Here is a 14,115-nt window from a genome sequence, read left to right as displayed (position 1 = left end):
CGCAGAGCGTGGGAACGATCATTGTGAGGGGGGTTAGATTAATGTCTCGATGCGCAACGAATTGGTCGACCCAGGCTGCCCAAACGGCACTCCCGCCGTGATCAACAACGTATCCCCCCGCTGAGCCATCCCCTGTGCTTGCGCAATCTCCAACGCCGTTGAGCACACTTCATCCACCTGGCGCAGTCGATCATTGACCACCGAATGCACGCCCCACGCCACCGTCAACCGCCGCGCGGTTTGCAGGTTCGGCGTCAGGTTGAGGATCGGCACCGTGGGCCGTTCCCGCGCCGCCCGCAGACTCGACGTGCCAGACTCGCTGTAGTTCACCAGCACCGCCACCGGCAGCACGTTGCTGATGCGGCGGATGGCGCAGCTGATCGCGTCCGACACCGTGGCCTCGGCTTTCGGTCGGCTCACGTCCAGTTGGGCCTGATAGTCCGGGCCGTTTTCCACCTGACGGATGATCTTGCTCATCATCTGCACCGCTTCCAGCGGATACTCGCCGGATGCGGTTTCCGCCGACAGCATCACCGCGTCCGCGCCTTCGGCCACCGCGTTGGCGACGTCAGTGACTTCGGCGCGGGTTGGGGCAGGGGAGAAGCGCATCGACTCCAGCATCTGCGTCGCCACCACCACCGGTTTGCCGAGTTGGCGGCAGGTGCTGATGATGTTTTTCTGAATCTGCGGCACGCTCTCGGCCGGGACTTCCACGCCCAGGTCACCGCGAGCGACCATGATCGCATCGCTCAATTCGGCGATTTCCCGCAGTTGAGTCACGGCCGATGGCTTCTCGATTTTCGCCATCAAATACGCCTTGTCGCCGATCAGTGCGCGGGCTTCGCGGATGTCCTCCGGGCGTTGCACGAACGACAGCGCGACCCAATCCACCCCCAGCTCCAGACCGAAGCTCAAGTCACGACGATCCTTGGCGGTCAGCGGGCTCAGATCCAGCACCGCTTGCGGCACGTTGACGCCTTTGCGATCCGACAGCTCGCCGCCATTGAGCACCGTGGTGTCGATGGCGTCGGCATACTTGGTGACCACCCGCAGGCGCAGCTTGCCGTCGTCCAGCAGCAGGTCCATGCCTGGCTCCAGTGCTGCGATGATTTCCGGGTGAGGCAAGTTGACCCGGCGCTCATCGCCCGGCGTTGGGTCCAGGTCCAGACGCAAGGCCTGACCGCGATGCAGCTGCACTTTGCCTTGAGCGAATTTGCCGACCCGCAATTTCGGGCCTTGCAGGTCCATCAGAATTCCCAGCGGGTAATTCAGCTGACGCTCGACTTCACGAATCCATTGATAGCGCTGGGCGTGGTCGGCGTGATCGCCGTGGCTGAAGTTCAGGCGAAAGATATTGACCCCGGCCAGCACCAGCTCACGGATGTCGTCGATTCCGTTGGTGGCCGGGCCAAGGGTGGCGAGGATTTTGACCTTCTTATCAGGCGTCATGTTTAGGGCTCTCGAGAATCAGAATGGCGCGGAAGTCGTTGACGTTGGTGCGGGTCGGCTCGGTGACGATCAGCGCATCCAGCGCGGCGAAATAGCCGTAGCCATTGTTGTTGTCCAGTTCATCGCTGGCGCTCAGGCCGAGGGCGGTAGCGCGAGCGTAACTGCCCGGGGTCATGATGGCGCCGGCGTTGTCTTCGGAGCCGTCAATACCGTCGGTGTCACCGGCCAGCGCGTAGACGCCGGGCAGGCCTTTGAGGCTGTCGGTCAGGCTCAGCAGGAATTCAGCGTTGCGTCCGCCACGGCCATTGCCGCGCACGGTGACGGTGGTTTCGCCGCCGGACAGAATCACACACGGCATTGCCAACGGCTGGCCGTGCTGGACGATCTGCCGCGCAATGCCGGCGTGGACTTTCGCCACGTCCCGGGATTCGCCTTCCAGATCGCCGAGAATCAATGGACTGAAACCGGCCTGACGGGCTTTCACCGCCGCCGCTTCCAGCGATTGCTGTGGGCGGGCGATCAACTGGAAATGACTGCGGGCCAGGTTCGGATCGCCGGGTTTGACCGTTTCCGATTCCGGGCTTTGCAGCCAGTTACGCACCGAGGCTGGAACTTCGATGCCATAGCGCTTGAGGATCGCCAGCGCTTCGGCCGAGGTGCTCGGGTCGGCCACGGTGGGGCCGGACGCGATGACCGTGGCGAGGTCGCCCGGCACATCGGAAATCGCATAGGTGTAAACCGTGGCCGGCCAGCAGGCTTTGCCCAGACGACCGCCCTTGATCGCCGAGAGGTGCTTGCGCACGCAATTCATCTCGCCGATGGTCGCGCCGGATTTGAGCAGGGCTTTGTTGATCGACTGTTTGTCGGCGAGGGTGATGCCTGCGGCGGGTAACGCGAGCAGGGCAGAGCCACCGCCCGACAGCAGGAAGATCACGCGGTCGTCTTCGCTCAGGTCGCTGACCAGTTCCAGCACCCGTTTCGCGACAGCCAAACCAGCCGCATCCGGCACCGGGTGCGCGGCTTCGACCACTTCGATTTTTTCGCACGGGGCGCCGTGGCCGTAGCGGGTCACCACCAGGCCGGACACTTCGCCCTGCCAGCAGCGCTCGACCACCTGGGCCATGGCCGCTGCGGCTTTACCGGCGCCAATGACGATCACCCGACCGCTGCGATCTTTGGGCAAATGGGCTTCGAGGACGTGCTGCGGATGGGCCGCGTCGATGGCTGTGGCAAACAGCTCGCGCAGCAGTTGTTGCGGATCGACCGACATGGCGGGCTCCCGGAATTCTTGTTATTGGGATAGAGCAAAAGCAAGTATTGCGACGCGGTCCTGTGGGAGCTGGCTTGCCTGCGATTCAGGCGACGCGGTCTTTCAGGTAGACCGAGTCTCCTGAATCGCAGGCAAGCCAGCTCCCACAGGAACCGAGCCAGCTTCAGATCGGTGTTACTTATCGCGAATCGAGAAATTCGCCATGTGTTCCAGGCCCTTGATCAGCGCCGAGTGGTCCCAGTTGCTGCCGCCGATAGCCGCGCAGGTGCTGAACACTTGCTGGGTATTGGCGGTGTTCGGCAGGTTGATACCCAGTTCGCGAGCGCCGGCCAGGGCCAGGTTCAAGTCCTTCTGGTGCAGGCTGATGCGGAAGCCCGGGTCGAAGGTGCCCTTGATCATGCGTTCGCCGTGAACTTCAAGGATCTTTGACGACGCGAAACCGCCCATCAGCGCTTCACGCACCTTGGCCGGATCGGCACCGTTTTTCGAGGCGAACAGCAGCGCTTCGGCCACGGCCTGGATGTTCAGGGCGACGATGATCTGGTTCGCCACTTTCGCGGTTTGCCCGTCGCCGTTGCCACCGACCAGGGTGATGTTCTTGCCCATGGCCTGGAACAGCGGCAGGGCGCGTTCGAACGCATCGGCATCGCCGCCGACCATGATGCTCAAGGTCGCAGCCTTGGCGCCGACTTCACCGCCGGACACCGGCGCGTCTAGGTACTGCGCGCCTTTTTCGTTGATCTTGGCAGCGAAGGCTTTGGTGGCGGTTGGCGAGATCGAGCTCATGTCGATCACGACTTTGCCCTTGCTCACACCGGCGGCAACACCGTCGGCGCGGAACAGCACGTCATCGACCTGCGGAGTATCCGGGACCATGACGATGATGAATTCGGCTTCCTGGGCCACTTCTTTCGGGTTCGCCAGCGCGACGGCGCCAGCGGCCACCAGGTCGGCAGGCGCAGGGTCGTGGTGCGCCGACAGGAACAGGCTGTGACCGGCTTTCTGCAGGTTCAACGCCATTGGGTGGCCCATGATGCCGGTGCCGATAAATCCGATTTTAGCCATGAGAAAATCCTCTTGTTTTTATTGCTGCTTCAAGCAAATAGGGGGGCTGCTTTTGTGGGAGCTGGCTTGCCTGCGATGCGGGCGACACGGTCTGTCAGACACACCGCGGTGATGCCATCGCAGGCAAGCCAGCTCCCTCAGGATCTGTGTCAAATCGCGTTATGGGTTTTCAACCAGCCCAGACCCGCTTCAGTGGTGGTCAGCGGCTTGTATTCACAGCCAACCCAACCTTGATAACCGATGCGGTCCAGGTGCTCGAACAGGAAGCGGTAGTTGATTTCACCCGTACCCGGTTCGTTGCGCCCTGGATTGTCGGCCAACTGGATGTGGTTGATCTCGCCCAGGTGCGCAGCCATGGTCCGGGCCAGGTCGCCCTCCATGATTTGCATGTGATAGATGTCGTATTGCAGGAACAGGTTGGCGCTGCCGACCTGTTCGCGAATCGTCAGGGCTTGCGCCGTGTTGTTCAGGTAGAAACCCGGGATGTCGCGGGTGTTGATCGCTTCCATCACCAGTTTGATGCCCACCGCTTGCAGCTTGTCGGCCGCGTACTTGAGGTTGGCGACAAAGGTCTTTTCCACGGTGGCATCGTCGACACCTTGTGGACGAATACCGGCCAGGCAGTTGACCTGGGTGTTGCCCAGCACTTGGGCGTAGGCAATGGCCAGGTCGACACCGGCGCGGAACTCTTCGACCCGATCCGGCAGGCACGCGATACCGCGTTCGCCCTTGGCCCAGTCACCGGCCGGCAGGTTGAACAACACCTGGGTCAAGCCATTGGCATCGAGCCTGGCCTTGATTTCGGCAGAGCTGAAGTCATAGGGGAACAGGTATTCGACACCACTGAAGCCGGCCTTGGCGGCAGCGTCGAAACGGGCAAGAAAATCCTGCTCGGTGAACAGCATGGACAGGTTGGCTGCGAAACGCGGCATGGTAGTCTCCCGTTTAAAGTTATCGTTCCCACGCTCTGCGTGGGAATGCCTCATTGGACGCTCTGCATCCGCTGTTGGGACGCGGAGCGTCCCGGGCTGCATTCCCACGCAGAGCGTGGGAACGATCATCAATCGAGCAACGAAATCGCCGTTGGCGCATCGTTGCCGACCAACGCCAGGTCTTCGAATTCGTTGACAGCGTTGATCTCGGTGCCCATGGAAATGTTGGTCACGCGCTCCAGAATGATCTCGACGATCACCGGCACCTTGAACTCTTCGATCAGTTCCTGAGCCTTGCGCAGGGCAGGCTGGATCTGACCCGGTTCGAACACCCGCAGCGCCTTGCAACCCAGGCCTTCGGCGACAGCGACGTGGTCGACACCGTAACCGTTGAGTTCCGGAGCGTTGAGGTTGTCGAAGGACAGCTGCACGCAGTAGTCCATGTCGAAACCGCGCTGAGCCTGACGGATCAGCCCCAGGTACGAGTTGTTCACCACAACGTGGATGTATGGCAGCTTGAACTGCGCACCCACCGCCAGTTCTTCGATCATGAACTGGAAGTCGTAGTCGCCCGAGAGCGCCACCACCTTGCGGGTCGGATCAGCCTTGACCACGCCGAGTGCTGCCGGAATGGTCCAGCCCAACGGGCCGGCCTGACCGCAGTTGATCCAGTGACGCGGTTTGTAGACATGCAGGAACTGCGCGCCGGCAATCTGCGACAGACCAATAGTGCTGACGTAACAGGTGTCCTTGCCGAACACCTGGTTCATCTCTTCGTAAACACGTTGCGGCTTGACCGGCACGTTGTCGAAGTGAGTCTTGCGCTGCAGGCTGGCTTTGCGTTGCTGGCAGTCTTGCAGCCAGGCGCTGCGGTTTTTCAGCTTGCCGGCGGCTTGCCATTCGCGAGCGACTTCGATGAACACAGTCAATGCGGCAGCAGCGTCGGACACGATGCCCAGGTCCGGGGTGAACACGCGGCCGATCTGGGTCGGTTCGATGTCGACGTGAATGAACTTGCGGCCTTCGGTGTAAACGTCGACCGAACCGGTGTGACGGTTGGCCCAACGGTTACCGACGCCCAGCACCAGGTCCGACTTCAACATCGTGGCATTGCCATAACGGTGCGAGGTTTGCAGACCGACCATGCCAACCATCAGCGGGTGATCGTCCGGGATGGTGCCCCAGCCCATCAGGGTCGGGACCACTGGAATGCCGGTCAGCTCGGCGAACTCCACCAGCAACTCGCTGGCGTCGGCATTGATAATGCCGCCACCGGCCACCAACAATGGGCGCTCAGCCTGATCAAGCATGGCCAAGGCCTTCTCGATCTGCACGCGGTTAGCGGTCGGCTTGGCCAGCGGCAGCGGCTCATAGGCGTCGATGTCGAATTCGATTTCGGCCATCTGCACGTCGAACGGCAGGTCAATCAGCACCGGGCCTGGGCGGCCGGAGCGCATTTCATAGAAGGCTTTCTGGAACGCGTAAGGCACTTGGCCCGGCTCCATAACAGTGGTCGACCACTTGGTGACCGGCTTGACTATGCTGGTGATATCGACGGCCTGGAAGTCTTCCTTGTGCATCCGGGCCCGCGGTGCCTGACCGGTGATGCACAGGATCGGGATCGAGTCGGCCGAGGCGCTGTAAAGCCCGGTGACCATGTCGGTGCCGGCCGGGCCGGACGTGCCGATGCATACGCCGATGTTGCCGGCCTTGGTGCGGGTGTAGCCCTCGGCCATGTGCGAGGCGCCTTCAACGTGGCGAGCGAGGACGTGATCGATGCCACCGACCTTCTGCAAGGCGGAGTACAGCGGGTTGATCGCGGCGCCGGGGATGCCAAAAGCGGTATCAACCCCTTCACGGCGCATCACCAGAACGGCGGCTTCGATTGCTCTCATTTTGCTCATGGTTTTGTGCCTCTTACGTTTTGTAATTGTATACAAGTGGCTTTGCGCAGAGTGTATTCACGGCGGACGGCGCAGGTCAATCCATTTTCTCAAGCAGCTGTTTCATTCGTCGGAAGCCCGAAGGACTGTGGCTTTTCGTCGCATGTGGCGCTTTTCGAAAATTATTGTATACAAAAAAATAATTCATTGTGTTCTATTTGTTGCATCGGATTGCGCAACAGAAAGCAATCCAACGGCTTTCCCTATAACAAGATGAGGACGGCACCATGAGCGCTTTAACCTTGAACGTCGCAGTCAACCTGGCCAATCAGGCCATCTCCACAGGCCGGGAAATCTCCGCCGCGCCCTTGACCGTTGCCGTGCTGGACGCCGGCGGGCACTTGATAACGCTGCAACGCGAAGACGGCGCCAGCCTGCTGCGCCCGCAGATCGCCATCGGCAAAGCTTGGGGCGCCATCGCCTTGGGCAAGGGCTCACGCCTGCTGGCACAAGACGCCCAACAACGCCCGGCCTTCTTCGCCGCGCTGAACAGCCTGGGGCAGGGCAGCGTCGTGCCGGTGCCGGGCGGCGTGTTGGTTCGGGATCAGGACGGGACTGTGCTGGGAGCGGTGGGTATCAGCGGCGATTTGTCTGATGTCGATGAACAGTGTGCGATCAGGGCGATTGAGGGGCAGGGGTTGAGGGCGGATGCGGGGGTGGTTGGTTGATTTTCAGCGTCTGATCGAATGTCATCGCGGGCAAGCCCGCTCCCACAGGTTCAGCGGTGAACACAAAATGTGGGAACACCCTCGATCCTTGTAGGTGAACACAAAATCTGTGAACACCTTCGATCCTTGTAGGTGGACACAAAATCTGTGAGCACCTTCGATCCTTGTGGGAGCGGGCTTGCCCGCGATGGCGGCTTCATGGACACATCCAGATAACGGATTGTCGCGGTCTATGGGCTGCTCAGGTCTAGTCTTCTGATGAATCCATCATGAAGGGGCAACGGATTGCCTGATCTTCCTGCTTCACATCGCCTACGAACGGGGCGCTATGCCGAACCCAATCGAATCTATTTACTGACTACCAATACACTTGATCGCAAGCCGGTTTTTGCGGATTTCGCATTGGGCAGATTGGTTGTTCATCAATTTCGCCAAGCACAAAACACAGGCTTAGTGAATTCACTGGCATGGGTCGTTATGCCTGATCACTTCCATTGGCTTGTCGAGTTGGAGAACTGTTCGCTCAGTAATCTGATGCGTCAAACCAAGTCACTGATTACGCGGGAGGTGAATCTTTCCAGTAACAGGAATGGACCACTTTGGCAGCAGGGCTATCACGACCGGGCATTGAGGCGAGAAGAAGACTTGGTGAAGATCGCACGGTATGTAGTGGCGAATCCATTGCGGGCAGGGCTTGTAGAGCGGCTTGGCGACTATCCCTTGTGGGATGCTATTTGGCTTTAAGACTTCAGATCGAGTCGCCCCAATCGCGGCATAGGTATCTACACATCTCCCGATCCTGGTCTATAAAGGGACGGCATGGATATCAAATGACCGGGCTAGATGCCCGACTGACAAAACGATACGACGAGTTAGTCATGGGACACAGTAATGGACTACCGGCGCTGGCCGCCGGGATGAAAGCCTTGCCGCGAAGCGACAAGGCTTTTGCACAGACGCAAGCCCTTTGGCGATTTTTGAGCAATGACCGGGTTCGGCCCGTTGACCTGGTTAAACCGCTGCTGGCGTTAGCCCACGAGGGTTGTCGAGATGACTGCGATGATTACGCGCTGGTCATGCATGATTGGTCTCGGCTCAATTACATGCACCACCACAGCAAGGCTGATCGCCTGCAAATGACCCACCGGGGCGACATCGGTTACGAGCTGCAAAGCAGCCTGCTCGTCACGGATCGTGACGGTGCACCGATCTGTACTCCTGCTCAGAATCTAGCGACCAGGGACGGCGTGCTCAGCACGCGAGCCGAAGAAGTGCTGGCCCCTGAGAAGCATCTGCATGAACTGACACAACGTATCACTTGGCTGGAACAGCAGAATTTTGCCAAGCCGCTTGTCCATATCGTGGATCGAGAGGCTGATTCGGTCGCTCACCTGAGGCAATGGCAGGCCGAAGGTCGGCAATGGCTGGTGCGAGTCAAGGCCGGTTCCACGGCCAGTCATGCAGGTCAATCGAGGGCCCTGAGTCAAATTGCTCGCGAGATGACCTACCGCAAAACTCGCAAGGTGGACTACAAAGGAAAACCGGCCATTCAATGGGTGGGAGAAACCGCCGTCGTGCTGACTCGCCAAGCCCAGCCTTTCACCAAAGACAGGGCCGACCGCAAGACGCTGCGCAAGTCTGGTGAGCCGTTGCCGGCCCGGCTCGTCGTGAGCCGAATACTGGGAGCCGATGGTCACCTGCTGGCCGAATGGTATTTGCTGAGCAACCTTGAGCAAGAGGTCGCAGATGAACGATTGGCGCTCTGGTATTACTGGCGCTGGCGTATCGAGTCCTACTTCAAACTGCTTAAAGGGGGTGGGCATCAGCTGGAAAACTGGCAGCAAGAGAGCGGTGAAGCGGTGTTCAAACGGCTGTTGATCGCCAGTCAGGCATGTGCTGTCAGTTGGCGTCTGATGCGGGCTAAGGGGGAGTTTGCTGAGCAAACACGGGATTTTTTGGTCCGTCTGTCTGGTCGACAGATGAAGCGCTCGCAGCCGGTGACGGCTTCCGCGCTGCTGGCCGGTTTATACATGCTTTTGGCCATGTGCGAGACATTGGAGCAATACACGCCCCAGGAACTGGCGGGTTTTGCTAAAGAGGCCATCGGCTGGGTGGCCAGCCGAAGACTTTAGAGATGTGTAGATACCTATGCCCATCGCGGGCAAGCCCGCTCCCACAGGTTCCTGCTGGTGAATACAAAATGTGTGAACACCCTCGATCCTTGTGGGAGCGGGCTTGCCCGCGATTGGGGTTCACTCGGTCGTTCAGTCCACCTCACACCCCTTAAGCACCAACCGGATAATCGTCTGCGCCGCCGCCTCATAGTCGGCCTCATCCAGCTTGGCCTTACCGGTCACCGCAGAAATTTGCCAGTCGAAGTCGGCGTAGGTCTGGGTCGCGGCCCAGATGCTGAACATCAGGTGGTTGGGGTCGATCGGGGCGATCTGGCCGCGGTCGATCCAGGTCTGGATGCAGTCGATGTTGTGCCTGGCCTGGCCGTTGAGTTGCTCGACCAGGTCGGGGCTCAGGTGCGGGGCGCCGTGCATGATTTCGCTGGCGAACACCTTGGAGGCGAAGGGCAGGTCACGGGAGATGCGGATTTTAGAGCGAATGTAGCCGCTCAGCACTTCGCTGGGCACGCCATCGGCGTTGAACGGCGTCGAGGCCTGCAGGATGGGCTCGATGATGCTTTCCAGGACCTCGCGGTAGAGGTTTTCCTTGGATTTGAAGTAGTAGTAGACGTTAGGCTTGGGTAGCCCGGCCTTGGCCGCGATGTCACTGGTTTTGGTCGCAGCGAAGCCCTTGTCGGCAAATTCTTCGCTGGCGGCACGCAGGATCAGTTCTTTGTTGCGCTCGCGGATAGTGCTCATAAACCAAGGAGTTCCTTGCCTGTTCTGGCGGTTGCGCATGGTAGCACCGGCCTCGCGCGGCGCTCAAGAATGCCCCCGTGTGCCCTCGGTCGCGCTATGCTGCGCAGCATTCATTCAAGAAGGAAACCTGATTCATGGCAGGAAGCAGTTTGCTGGTGCTGATCGACGACATCGCCACCGTACTGGATGATGTGGCGTTGATGACCAAAATGGCCGCGAAGAAGACCGCCGGCGTGCTTGGCGATGATCTGGCGCTCAATGCCCAGCAGGTTTCCGGCGTGCGTGCCGAGCGGGAAATCCCGGTGGTGTGGGCGGTGGCCAAGGGCTCGTTCCTCAACAAGCTGATCCTGGTGCCATCGGCCTTGGCCATCAGCGCGTTCATTCCGTGGCTGGTCACACCATTGTTGATGGTCGGTGGCGCTTACCTGTGCTTCGAAGGTTTCGAAAAACTCGCCCACAAATTCCTCCACAGCAAAGCTGAAGATCAGGCCGAACACGCAGAGCTGGTCGAGGCTGTGGCCAACCCGGCGGTCGATCTGGTGGCGTTCGAAAAGGACAAGATCAAGGGGGCGATCCGTACCGACTTCATTCTCTCGGCGGAAATCATCGCCATCACCTTGGGTACCGTGGCTGCCGCTTCGCTGACCCAGCAAGTGATCGTGCTCTCGGGCATCGCCATCGTCATGACCATCGGCGTCTATGGCCTGGTGGCCGGCATCGTCAAACTCGATGACCTCGGTCTATGGCTGACCCAGAAGCCTGGGCAAATGGCTAAAAGCATCGGCGGCGGGATTCTGCGTGCAGCGCCGTACATGATGAAAAGCCTGTCGGTGATCGGTACCGCGGCGATGTTTTTGGTCGGCGGCGGGATTCTGACCCACGGCGTGCCGGTGGTTCATCACTGGATCGAGGGTGTCAGCGCAGGTGCTGGTGGAGCCGGGTTTATCGTGCCGACATTGCTGAATGCGGTGGCCGGGATTGTGGCGGGTGCGGCGGTGTTGGTTGGGGTGATGTTCGTGAGCAAAATCTGGAAAGCAGTTAAAGGCTGAAGCCTGGCAATACGATCGAGTGTGGGAGCGGTGGTGTTTGAGACACCGCACATAAAAAAGGCCATTCGACGCAAATCGAATGGCCTTTTTTGTTGCCGATAGAATTACTCGGCAACCTGCAGCTTGCGCGACTCGGTGTACACGTAACGCACTTTTTCATACTCGAACGGCGTATTCAGCTGACCATAGCGGAAGCTGTTCTGATAGCGCTTGTCGACGGCGCGCAGGGCCCAGACTTCCGGATGGTTGGAGCTGACTTCGGCCACGTTCAGGAAGTTGATCGCCGATTCGCCGGTGTAATCCACCACCAGGCCTGCAGTGTCACGCAGGTTTGACGGGCCGAGGATCGGCAGCACGAAGTAGGCGCCGCCCGGTACGCCGTAGAAGCCTAGCGTCTGGCCGAAGTCTTCGCTCTGGCGCGGCAGCCCCATGGAGGTGGCCGGATCCCACAGGCCGGCGACACCGATGGTGGTGTTGAGCAGCAGGCGCGCGGTGGTTTCCATCGAACGCTGCCCCTTGAATTGCAGCAGGCTGTTCACCAGGTTCGGAATATCGCCGACGTTGTTGAAGAAGTTGCTGACGCCAGTGCGCAGGAAACTTGGGGTGATGTAGCGATAGCCGTTGACCACGGGCAGGAACACCCATTGGTCGAAACGGTAGTTGAAGTGGTAGACGCGGCGGTTCCACTCTTCCAGCGGGTCGTAGACGTTCAGCGCGTTGAGCGTCGAGCGTTCGAACTCGCGCTGATCCAGCCCCGGGTTGAATTTGAGTTTGCTCAGCGGTTCCTTGAAGCCGTCACTATCGACCACCACAGGTGCATTGGCTTTGCTGTTGTCGGCGTTGGCGACGCCTGCACAGAGTAACGATGCGATCAGCAGGGGGTATTTAGCCACGGAAAAACTCCAGCATGGCGTCGCTGTTGACGCGATAGTTGAGGTTGCCGCAATGGCCGCCCAATGGATAAACAGTCAAACGGTCGCCGAAGGTCCGGCGCAGAAACCCCAGGTCGCCAGGGCCGAGGATCACGTCGTCAGCGTTGTGCATGACGGCGATTTTCGGGCTGCCGTGCAGATAATCCTTGAGCGCATACAGGCTGACCTGATCGATCAATTGCAGCAGGCTGCCGCCGTCGGTGCGGGCGCGCCACATCGGAATGACTTGCTCGGTGATGTAGCAGTCGAAATCGCACTGCAGCGCGCGTTTGAGGAATGGTGTGAGGGTGGTGCCTTCGGTGATCGGGTATTTCGGTGGCGTGATCAGGCCGCGACGGTTGATCAGGTCCGAGGTGAAGGCAATGTCAGCCGCCGAGAAACGGAACGAAGTGCCAATCAGCATGGCCATCTGCTCGTTGGTCAGGTGTTGCTTGGACTGCTGGAAGTCGTAGAGCAGGGCATCGTTGAGGTCGATGTAACCCTTTTGCTGGAAGTAGCGGGTCAGTTTGTCCAGCACCAGCTCATAGAAGGTGGTGCTGTTGTTGATGCCTTTCACCTCTGTTTGTACCAGCTTGTCCAGGTTGGTGATCGAGGTGTAAAGGTTGACCGGCGGGTTGAGCAGCAAGACTTTCTTGAAATTGAAGCTGCGACGGGTTTCATCCAGGTGCGCCACAAAGGCCGCATCCAGGGCGCCGAGGCTGTAGCCGCTCAGGTAATAGTCGGTGACCGGTAATTTCGGGTTCTGCGCCCGCACAGCCTGCATCACCCGGTACATGTCTTCGGCATCTTCCTTGGTTATGCCTGGGGTGGCGAAGCGCGAGGCCGCGCTCATGAAATCGTAGCTGGTGGGCGACGACAGTTGCACCACGTGATAGCCGGCCTTGTAGTAGAGCTTTTTCAGGTACTCATTGAGGGTGCTGTCGTAGCGTGCACCGGTGCCGGAGATCAGGAAGATCAACGGTGCGGCTTGATCTTGCGTGGCGATGCGATAGGTGAGTTGCTTTACCGGCCAGAAGTTGTCCGGCAGGTTGAACTCACGCTCGGGGCGCATCGTGACACTGCGGTCCGACTGATTGATGTCGTCATCGTGCGGCAATTCCGGGCGTAACTCCGGCGGTGTCGTGGCGATAGTCGCCTCGAACGGGTTGGTCAGGGGGTAGCCGTAACTGGCGGCATCAATGTCGGCCGCCAGTGCGGACGCACTTAAAAACAAGCCGCCAAACAGGGCGGCGCAGCGCAAGGAGCGGAGCATGACTAGATCCCTTAGAGGAAGGTGCCGGATGAAGTTCGCAGGCTATGACCATCGGATTTGCGCCAAAGTGCCATGATCGGTACCAAACCGGCCTGATTTCGGAGCAACGGTAGCAGGACGATACACTTTGCAGCTATTTCATGAACAGTTATCTGTTGATGTCACTTGCTTACCGCGGTCGGGGGATTAAGCTGGCCGCCGATTTCGTTTATTGGAGTGCTTCATGTCCCGCCGTCTGCCCGTGATCCTGTTGCTCGTTCTTCTGCCGTTATGGCTGGCCGCCAGTTATGGCGCGCGTTATGGCTTCATGGAGGATGCTCAATGGGTTGGCGTTTGCGTTGATGAGGCCAGTCGCTGGGAATGCCAGATTCGGTCGAATCTGGGTTTGATGATTCATTTCAAGGTGCTGGGCTGGGCAGCAGTGGCCGCTGCGGTGCTCGGTTTTGTGCTGCCGGGGCGAGCGGGGTGGTGGTTGGCGGTGCTGGCGCTGGTATTCGGATTTCCGGCGCTGGCGTTGTACAACACCACGTTAGCGGTGTTTGCGGTGGTGATTGCTGCTTTGCGTCTGGTTCGGGCTTCTCGTAGCGTTTGATAATCCGTCATCGCGGGCAAGCCCGCTCCCACAAGGATTGCGTAAACCCTGTGGGAGCGGGCTTGCCCGCGATGAGGCCGGTAGCCGCGCTGA

13 protein-coding genes are annotated in these 14,115 nt (G+C 59.6%); 5 read left to right on the top strand and 8 right to left on the bottom strand.

The genetic code is table 11. The features are described from left to right. Positions 1-33: 33 nt before the first annotated feature. From pyk to gcl, 5 genes are all read right to left on the bottom strand, one after another. Positions 34-1,449 (bottom strand): pyruvate kinase, encoded by a 1,416-nt coding sequence (pyk, locus tag PSH65_RS23205; protein WP_305422593.1) that lies wholly within the window; start codon positions 1,447-1,449, stop codon positions 34-36. Then, a complete protein-coding gene (locus tag PSH65_RS23200) occupies positions 1,439-2,719 on the bottom strand; it encodes a glycerate kinase (RefSeq protein WP_305422591.1) in 1,281 nt (426 codons plus the stop codon). Before PSH65_RS23200 ends, pyk begins: the two co-directional genes overlap by 11 nt. Positions 2,720-2,893: 174 nt before the next feature. Next, entirely contained in the window at positions 2,894-3,784 is an 891-nt protein-coding gene (locus PSH65_RS23195) for a 2-hydroxy-3-oxopropionate reductase (protein ID WP_008073038.1), read from the bottom strand. Between the two features lie 149 nt (positions 3,785-3,933). Beyond that, positions 3,934-4,716: a hydroxypyruvate isomerase gene (gene hyi / locus PSH65_RS23190; protein WP_305422589.1), complete on the bottom strand. Its 783-nt coding sequence runs from the start codon at positions 4,714-4,716 to the stop codon at positions 3,934-3,936. A gap of 128 nt (positions 4,717-4,844) precedes the next feature. After that, a complete protein-coding gene (gene gcl, locus PSH65_RS23185) occupies positions 4,845-6,620 on the bottom strand; it encodes a glyoxylate carboligase (protein WP_305422588.1) in 1,776 nt (591 codons plus the stop codon). 266 nt (positions 6,621-6,886) lie between these two features. On the opposite strand from gcl, the gene PSH65_RS23180 reads away from it, so the two are divergent. The 3 genes from PSH65_RS23180 to PSH65_RS23170 all read left to right on the top strand — a co-directional run bounded on the left by PSH65_RS23180 (position 6,887) and on the right by PSH65_RS23170 (position 9,459). Then, the gene (locus PSH65_RS23180; protein ID WP_305422586.1) at positions 6,887-7,327 is read left to right on the top strand and encodes a heme-binding protein; all 441 of its coding nucleotides are present in this window, start codon (positions 6,887-6,889) and stop codon (positions 7,325-7,327) included. 285 nt (positions 7,328-7,612) lie between these two features. After that, positions 7,613-8,071 carry a transposase gene (locus PSH65_RS23175; RefSeq protein WP_305422585.1) on the top strand — a complete coding sequence of 153 codons (459 nt, stop codon included), beginning with the start codon at positions 7,613-7,615 and terminating at the stop codon, positions 8,069-8,071. An 86-nt stretch (positions 8,072-8,157) separates the two neighbouring features. Next, positions 8,158-9,459: a transposase gene (locus PSH65_RS23170; protein ID WP_305422499.1), complete on the top strand. Its 1,302-nt coding sequence runs from the start codon at positions 8,158-8,160 to the stop codon at positions 9,457-9,459. Between the two features lie 132 nt (positions 9,460-9,591). On the opposite strand, the gene PSH65_RS23165 is transcribed toward PSH65_RS23170, so the two are convergent. After that, positions 9,592-10,197 carry a TetR/AcrR family transcriptional regulator gene (locus PSH65_RS23165; RefSeq protein WP_305422584.1) on the bottom strand — a complete coding sequence of 202 codons (606 nt, stop codon included), beginning with the start codon at positions 10,195-10,197 and terminating at the stop codon, positions 9,592-9,594. A gap of 134 nt (positions 10,198-10,331) precedes the next feature. Between PSH65_RS23165 and PSH65_RS23160 the strand changes: the two genes are divergently transcribed. Beyond that, entirely contained in the window at positions 10,332-11,246 is a 915-nt protein-coding gene (locus PSH65_RS23160; RefSeq protein ID WP_305422583.1) for a DUF808 domain-containing protein, read from the top strand. A 104-nt stretch (positions 11,247-11,350) separates the two neighbouring features. Here the strand turns inward: PSH65_RS23160 and PSH65_RS23155 are convergent, their stop codons facing one another. Both PSH65_RS23155 and PSH65_RS23150 read right to left on the bottom strand, forming a co-directional pair. Continuing rightward, a complete protein-coding gene (locus PSH65_RS23155; RefSeq protein ID WP_305422582.1) occupies positions 11,351-12,139 on the bottom strand; it encodes a VacJ family lipoprotein in 789 nt (262 codons plus the stop codon). Further along, positions 12,132-13,430: a serine/threonine protein kinase gene (locus PSH65_RS23150; protein WP_305422581.1), complete on the bottom strand. Its 1,299-nt coding sequence runs from the start codon at positions 13,428-13,430 to the stop codon at positions 12,132-12,134. The genes PSH65_RS23155 and PSH65_RS23150 overlap by 8 nt, the downstream gene beginning before the upstream one ends. A 223-nt stretch (positions 13,431-13,653) precedes the next feature. Here PSH65_RS23150 and PSH65_RS23145 point away from each other — a divergent pair, with 223 nt between their 5' ends. Continuing rightward, positions 13,654-14,022: a hypothetical protein gene (locus PSH65_RS23145; RefSeq protein ID WP_305422579.1), complete on the top strand. Its 369-nt coding sequence runs from the start codon at positions 13,654-13,656 to the stop codon at positions 14,020-14,022. The last annotated feature ends 93 nt before the right edge of the window (positions 14,023-14,115 follow it).

It is taken from the genome of Pseudomonas sp. FP603 (assembly GCF_030687415.1).
Classification (GTDB): Bacteria; Pseudomonadota; Gammaproteobacteria; order Pseudomonadales; family Pseudomonadaceae; genus Aquipseudomonas; species Aquipseudomonas wuhanensis.
This window is presented reverse-complemented; position numbering and strand designations above follow the sequence as displayed.